Below are 865 nucleotides of genomic sequence, written 5' to 3'. Positions count from 1 at the left end.
TAACGTTCATGTGTTCACGACGTCCCACCACCTTAAGGCTCCGAAAGGAGCCGGCCGCGATGCGGTTAGGTGGTGCGGATGTGTCCGGCTGAATTACTTCCCTGTTACTGAATAACTCCAGTCGAATCCGCTTCCCTACTCCTGCCGGACCGAGGCGGCTCGTCCGCCGATGCGTGAACATGGTGTTATATGATGGGGATGCCCTCTCGATACGCTTACAAGCTTTACTGGAAATTATATTTCACAAGTTTATTTAATTCCTTTTGTTTTTCTTCATTCATATATGCAATTAAACAATCTTGTCCTAAAGAAGCCATTACAATTGTCTTATCAGATTCTTTACTTATAAGGTTTGTGAATTTATCGAATATTTCAGGATCTACCCAATCATCATTAATATTGAGATCCCATTTAATTGTCTTGTTTTGATAATCAAATGAAACCCATGCTTGTTCATTCTCAATATCAATGTAGTCTTTAATATTATGAATATCCAAATTAGTCAGTTTCTTAAGCCGTTCTATGATGGCTTTATAATCACCATGATCCTCTATACACTCAGTATCAAAGTGCCAGATGTTATCTGAGGGTATTAAAAAATGCTCTTCCTTAAAAATCTCTCCGCCCAATGTCAGTAATAATAAATCAAACGGTTCTGACTCGTATGATTGTTCAGAATTCTCTTCAAGCAAATCTTCCAATTCTACCCCAGAATTCAATGTAATACCGAGTTCAGCAAACTTATTAATCTGGTTCTTGAAAGAAATACGTTTCTTTCTAAACAATCTAAACAAATTCGTTCCTTCTTTCTGTTTTAGATTTGCATCCCTTTCATATAACGTTCATGTGTTCACGACGTCCCACC

General features: G+C 38.0%; 1 protein-coding gene. It reads right to left on the bottom strand.

The features are described from left to right. Positions 1-224: 224 nt before the first annotated feature. Positions 225-794 carry a hypothetical protein gene (locus tag ACFPPD_RS21550; RefSeq protein WP_378083290.1) on the bottom strand — a complete coding sequence of 190 codons (570 nt, stop codon included), beginning with the start codon at positions 792-794 and terminating at the stop codon, positions 225-227. Positions 795-865: the final 71 nt, after the last annotated feature.

This window comes from Cohnella suwonensis, assembly GCF_042655365.1.
GTDB lineage: Bacteria > Bacillota > Bacilli > Paenibacillales > Paenibacillaceae > Cohnella > Cohnella suwonensis.
This window is presented reverse-complemented; position numbering and strand designations above follow the sequence as displayed.